This is a genomic window from Bacillus cereus group sp. BfR-BA-01379, from assembly GCF_022663605.1.
Classification (GTDB): domain Bacteria; phylum Bacillota; class Bacilli; order Bacillales; family Bacillaceae_G; genus Bacillus_A; species Bacillus_A mobilis.
Map to the genome: position 1 here is coordinate 1 of NZ_JAKUFT010000333.1, position 216 is coordinate 216.

Here is a 216-nt window from a genome sequence, read left to right on the forward strand (position 1 = left end):
GGTTTCAGGATCTCTTTCACTCCCCTTCCGGGGTGCTTTTCACCTTTCCCTCACGGTACTGGTTCACTATCGATCACTAGGGAGTATTTAGCCTTGGGAGATGGTCCTCCCGGATTCCGACGGAATTTCACGTGTTCCGCCGTACTCAGGATACATTCAAGAGAGAACGAAGTTTCGACTACGGGGTTGTTACCCTCTACGACGGACCTTTCCAGG

Annotated in this window: 1 rRNA gene; it reads right to left on the bottom strand. The window is 51.9% G+C overall.

Annotated features, from left to right (window positions below):
* Positions 1-216: ribosomal RNA gene (locus MR113_RS28775) — 23S ribosomal RNA — on the bottom strand; the annotation flags it as partial.